Source organism: Streptomyces poriticola (assembly GCF_036689765.1).
GTDB classification, from domain to species: domain Bacteria; phylum Actinomycetota; class Actinomycetes; order Streptomycetales; family Streptomycetaceae; genus Streptomyces; species Streptomyces poriticola.
This window is the reverse complement of sequence record NZ_JBAGKH010000100.1, coordinates 1-636: the sequence shown is the minus strand read 5'-3', so window position 1 is coordinate 636 and position 636 is coordinate 1. Positions and strand designations below refer to the sequence as shown.

General features: G+C 71.9%; 1 protein-coding gene. It reads left to right on the top strand.

Translation table 11 applies throughout. The features are described 5' to 3' along the window. Window positions 1-74: 74 nt before the first annotated feature. Window positions 75-636: GNAT family N-acetyltransferase (locus V5O46_RS31620; protein WP_332888174.1), on the top strand; the 562-nt coding region annotated here is incomplete at its 3' end.

Here is a 636-nt window from a genome sequence, read left to right as displayed (position 1 = left end):
GCGGCCTTCCGTAGTCGGTCCGGGATCCGAATATGGGGTGAGCGGGGTAGCGTCGGGGTACTACGGTGGCGCCCATGAGCCCTGTCTCTGTTCCCGGTGACTACGTGATCCGCTCGATCCGTGCCGAGGAGTGGCCCGCGGTGCGGGAACTGCGGCTGCGATCGTTGCAGGACCCGGTCGCGCACCTGGCGTTTCTGGAGACGTACGAGGAGGCGGCCGAGCGGCCCGATTCCTTCTGGCAGCAGCGGGCGGCCGGGGCCTCCGCGGGCGCGCTCGACGCGCAGCAGATCATCGCTGCGGGTCCGGGTGGCCGATGGCTCGGCACGCTGACGGTGTTGATGGAGGAGGCCGGCACGACGGACTGGGCCGGATTGCCGGTCGAGCGTCGGCAGGGGCATGTGGTCGGAGTGTTCGTGCGGCCCGAATGGCGCGGAAGCGGGCTGACGGAGGCGCTGTTCGCCGCCGGGCTGGAGTGGGGCTGGGGGCGGGGCGCCGAGCGGATCCGGCTCATCGTGCACGAGGACAACGGGCGGGCGCAGGCGCTGTACCGGAAGGTGGGGTTCGCGCCGAGCGGCGTGAAGGTGCCGCTGGCGGGGGCGACCGGGGAGAGCGAGATGGAGTGGGTCCTCGACAGGT